Here is a 4,386-nt window from a genome sequence, read left to right as displayed (position 1 = left end):
CCATTAACGAGTATGGTGCTGATGCCACGCGTTGGTACATGATTTCTAATGCAAATCCTTGGGATAACCTAAAATTTGACATTGATGGAATTGCTGAAGTGCGCCGTAAATTCTTCGGAACACTTTACAATACTTATGCTTTCTTTGCCCTGTACGCCAATATCGATAAATTCGAGATCGATAAAAATAATTTAAGCAAAGTTGAAGACAGAACGGAATTAGACCGCTGGATTTTATCGTTGTTGCAAACCCTAATCAACGAAGTTGATGAAAGTTACAACACTTACGAACCAACGAAAGCTACCCGTGCTATTCAGGCTTTTGTTGATGAACAGTTGAGTAACTGGTACATCAGGTTAAGTCGCCGCCGTTTCTGGAAAGGCGAAATGACAGATGATAAACGTGCGGCTTACGAAACATTATATACTTGTTTGGAAACCTTGGCACAGTTGATGAGTCCTGTTGCGCCTTTCTTTGCCGATTGGTTATATAGAAACTTAACCGTTACCGATGCACATGCAGAGCAGTCGGTACATTTAACTTTATGGAAAGAGGCTGATCAAAGTTTAATAGATACCGATTTGAACGAGCGTATGGTTTACGCCCAGGATATTTCATCGATGGTTTTATCGCTGCGTAAAAAATCTGGCATTAATGTGCGTCAACCACTTGAGAAAATCTTAATCCCATCTTTAAGTGGCGATTTCGAACAAAAAATATCAAAGGTTGCAGATTATATCCTTTCTGAAACGAATGTTAAACATATCGAGTTCATTACCGATACGCATGGTATCGTTAAGAAAAAGCTGAAACCAAACTTCAAATCTTTGGGTAAAAAAGTTGGAAAAGATATGAGCTTAGTTAAAGAGGCTTTAGAAAATTCCAATCAAGATGATATCCAACGTTTAGAAAACGACGGTTTCATTATCGTAGTTGGAAGCAACGGAGAAGAATTTACCATCAATTTAAATGATGACGTTGAGGTTTTTGCCGAAGATATTCCAGGATGGCAGGTAACCAACCTGGGCAGTTTAACTGTTGCTTTGGATGTTACCATCTCAGAAGAGCTGAAACAAGAAGGTATTTCTCGCGAATTGGTTAACCGTATCCAAAACTTGCGAAAAGAATTAAACTTTGAAGTAACAGATAGGATTAAAGTTTCGTTACAAAATGATAACTTGGTGGCCGGCGCAGTTTCCAAAAACAAGGATTACATTTGCGCGGAAATATTGGCCGATGAATTTGAATTAACAGATACTGTAAATAATGCAAACAAAATCGTTATCGACGATGTTGAGTTAAGCATTTCAGTAACTAAAATATAAATCCATATATTAGAAAATTAGAAAAAGAACATGGAAAACAGCAACAAAACACGCTACTCAGACAGTGAATTACAAGAATTTAAAGAATTAATTCAAGATAAATTACGCATGGCGAAAGAGGAACTTAACTCTTTAACCACTTCTTTGAGTAATCCAAACGCAAACGGAACAGAAGATACTTCAGGTGCGTACAAAACATTAGAAGACGGTTCTGCAACAATGGAAAAAGAGCAGATCAATCAATTGGCTGCACGTCAGAAAAAATTTATTGACAACCTTGAGAATGCATTGGTGCGTATCGAGAACAAAACTTATGGTATTTGCCGCGAAACCGGAAAATTAATCCAAAAAGAACGTTTACGCGCTGTTCCTCATGCAACTTTAAGCATGGAAGCTAAATTAAAGCAGAGTTAATGAAAGGCTATACAAAACCTTTAATTGTTATCTTTTTAGTTTTACTGGCCGATCAGCTGGTGAAAACATGGGTTAAAACGCACATGTACCTCGGTCAGGAGTTCCATATTATTGGCAAATGGTGTATTATCCATTTTACCGAAAATAATGGGATGGCCTTTGGGATGGAGTTTGGTGGTGAATTTGGCAAATTAGCCTTATCACTTTTCCGTATTGCTGCTGTTGCAGGAATTGGTTATGGCTTACATTATCTGATTAAGCATAAATATCACCGCGGTTTAATTCTAAATGTTGCACTGATTTTTTCTGGCGCACTAGGAAATATTATCGATTCTGTATTTTACGGAAAGATTTATGGTTACGAAAGCTGGTTTCACGGTCGTGTAGTAGACATGTTCTACTTCCCGATTGCAGAAGGCCACTTCCCTACCTGGGTACCGATTTGGGGAGGCGAAGAGTTTGTTTTCTTCAGACCCGTTTTTAACCTTGCTGACGCAGCCATTTCAGTTGGTGTGATACTGATCCTCATCTTCCAGAAAAACTACTTTAAAGAAGATGTAAAAGACGATGTGAGCATCAACAGTGAGATTGTAGAGGATTAATTTTGCGTTTCGTCCTGCTGAACTTGATTCAGCATCTTAAGCGCTTGAATATACAAAGCCCATTTCTTAATTGAGATGGGCTTTTTTTTTAGAATCGTTATTGCGAGTAGGCTTTTTCAGCCGACGAAGCAATCTTTATTGCAAGATCCGAAAGTACGAAAGATTGCTTCGTCGTTCCTTCTCGCAATGACGGTAATAATAGTTTTTGAAAAGCAATTCCAGCATCAATATTTAAGCTGCTTCCCGCTATCCTTTCTGCCAATGCAGCTTGTGCTTTGCTTCAGTTTCTTCAGAAAAAATTAGGGCAGAATTAAAACGCATTGGCATTCATACTATCGGGTTTAGTAACTTTGGGCACAGCAAGAAACAAAGGTTAAAAACCCATTGCAAATATAAATGATCAACTTCCTCGATATATCTTATCTCCAATCTGGCAATGAAAAACAAGTAAAAGCTTATCATGCTTTAACAGATAATCGGGTTCTAGAAAAGCTTATCCCTTACCATCCAATACTTGTGGGTACCATTCCAATCAATATCGATATCGAAAACAGCGATTTGGATATTATCTGCGAAGTTTCTGATAAAAATGAATTTATCGACAAATTAAATGAACTGTTTGGATCTGAAAAAGACTTCACCATTCATGAAAGCCCTAAATTCGACGCGATTAAAGCGAATTTTATCATTGATGGTTTCGAAATAGAAATATTCGGACAAAATACGCCTACCACACAACAAAACGCTTATCGGCATATGCTCATTGAACACAAATTACTCTTAGCCGAGGGCAAAAAATTTAGGCAGGACATCATTGATCTCAAAAACCAAGGTTATAAAACGGAGCCAGCATTTGCTAAATTACTGGAGCTTGAGGGAAATCCATACGAAGAATTACTGAAATTAGAATCTTAGCGGGGCGCTAAGACCAGTTCTTGAGTTGGAGCATCGCTGTCATTCTGAACGCAGTGAAGAATCTTAATCAAAGAAATACAAAAGTTCAAACCACTCAATAAAGATCCTTCATTTCATTCAGGATGACAACCATTTACACTATTTTCCCTATACTTTATTCCGGCTATTATTATTTCATCATTTTTTAAAATATATTTGGAATACAAAAACCAAATATATCATGAAACTTTACTATGCCTTTTTACTACTAGTTATTATTAGCAGCTCATCATTTGCTCAAAAAAGCCTTTTTAACGGAAAAAATCTAAACGGTTGGCATGTAGATGTACCTCCAATGGATAAAAAGCCTGACACTATTAATCCATTTATTGTACGCAATGGTATCTTGGTAAGTCTGGGTACACCAGGGGGCCACTTGATTACCGATAAAATTTATAAAAATTACCAGTTAACGGTACAATATCGCTTTGCTGGCAAACCAGGCAATTGTGGCGTTTTAGTTCATGCATCAACACCAAGGGCACTGTATGGTATGTTTCCAAAATCGCTGGAAGTGCAGATGCAACATAAAGATGCTGGCGATTTCTGGTGTATCGAAGAAGATATTACAGTACCAGATATGGTTACCAGACGTGGGCCTCAAGAAAACTGGGGTGTAAATGGGAATAAACTCCGCCGGATTAAAAATTTAACAGACGACAGTGAAAAACCTCTTGGCGAATGGAATACCATGGTTATTCAATGTTTGAATAACGAAGTTAAAGTTTGGGTAAATGGCACAATGGTAAACTATGGTACAAATTGCACTGCAAGTAGCGGGCAAATTGCTTTACAAGCAGAAGGTAGTGAAGTAGAATTTAAACAATTGGATTTAAAACCAATTAAAGCGTTATCTAAATAGCTTTATCTCTATTAATTTTATTACTTAGGCCAACGTAATCGGCATTGGGAGTGGAGTGATCGAAGTTGAGAACCACGAAGTGTTCAGCGAAACTAAATCTGGATGGGTAGATCTCTCCATTCCACTACGTTCCAGTCGAGATGACGGTACTTGCATATAAATCTCAATCTTTAGCCGTGATTTATTAACGTAACTTTTAAAGAAGGTGACACGCCCCTCGTTAGCCTCG

General features: G+C 37.7%; 5 protein-coding genes. All 5 read left to right on the top strand.

Features of this window, described 5'->3' with window-relative positions; translation table 11 throughout:
• On the top strand, positions 1-1,325 hold a 1,325-nt coding region (locus AC1DND_RS21015; RefSeq protein ID WP_477584585.1), incomplete at its 5' end, for a DUF5915 domain-containing protein.
• Between the two features lie 30 nt (positions 1,326-1,355).
• On the top strand, positions 1,356-1,739 hold the full coding sequence (locus AC1DND_RS21010; RefSeq protein WP_025144123.1) for a TraR/DksA family transcriptional regulator: 384 nt from the start codon (positions 1,356-1,358) through the stop codon (positions 1,737-1,739).
• Positions 1,739-2,341: a lipoprotein signal peptidase gene (locus AC1DND_RS21005; protein WP_477584584.1), complete on the top strand. Its 603-nt coding sequence runs from the start codon at positions 1,739-1,741 to the stop codon at positions 2,339-2,341. The genes AC1DND_RS21010 and AC1DND_RS21005 overlap by 1 nt, the downstream gene beginning before the upstream one ends.
• A 396-nt stretch (positions 2,342-2,737) precedes the next feature.
• The gene (locus AC1DND_RS21000) at positions 2,738-3,256 is read left to right on the top strand and encodes a DUF4269 domain-containing protein (protein ID WP_477584583.1); all 519 of its coding nucleotides are present in this window, start codon (positions 2,738-2,740) and stop codon (positions 3,254-3,256) included.
• A gap of 220 nt (positions 3,257-3,476) precedes the next feature.
• Positions 3,477-4,157 carry a 3-keto-disaccharide hydrolase gene (locus AC1DND_RS20995; protein ID WP_477584582.1) on the top strand — a complete coding sequence of 227 codons (681 nt, stop codon included), beginning with the start codon at positions 3,477-3,479 and terminating at the stop codon, positions 4,155-4,157.
• Positions 4,158-4,386 lie beyond the last annotated feature (229 nt).

Source organism: Pedobacter sp. 01N416 (assembly GCF_056399685.1).
This window is presented reverse-complemented; position numbering and strand designations above follow the sequence as displayed.

What these genes read in the sequence shown, in the direction of transcription:
- AC1DND_RS21005 (WP_477584584.1), top strand. Translation starts at nt 1,739, where the DNA reads ATGAAAGGCTATACAAAACCTTTAATTGTTATCTTTTTAGTTTTACTG.
- AC1DND_RS21010 (WP_025144123.1), top strand. Translation starts at nt 1,356, where the DNA reads ATGGAAAACAGCAACAAAACACGCTACTCAGACAGTGAATTACAAGAA.
- AC1DND_RS20995 (WP_477584582.1), top strand. Translation starts at nt 3,477, where the DNA reads ATGAAACTTTACTATGCCTTTTTACTACTAGTTATTATTAGCAGCTCA.
- AC1DND_RS21000 (WP_477584583.1), top strand. Translation starts at nt 2,738, where the DNA reads ATGATCAACTTCCTCGATATATCTTATCTCCAATCTGGCAATGAAAAA.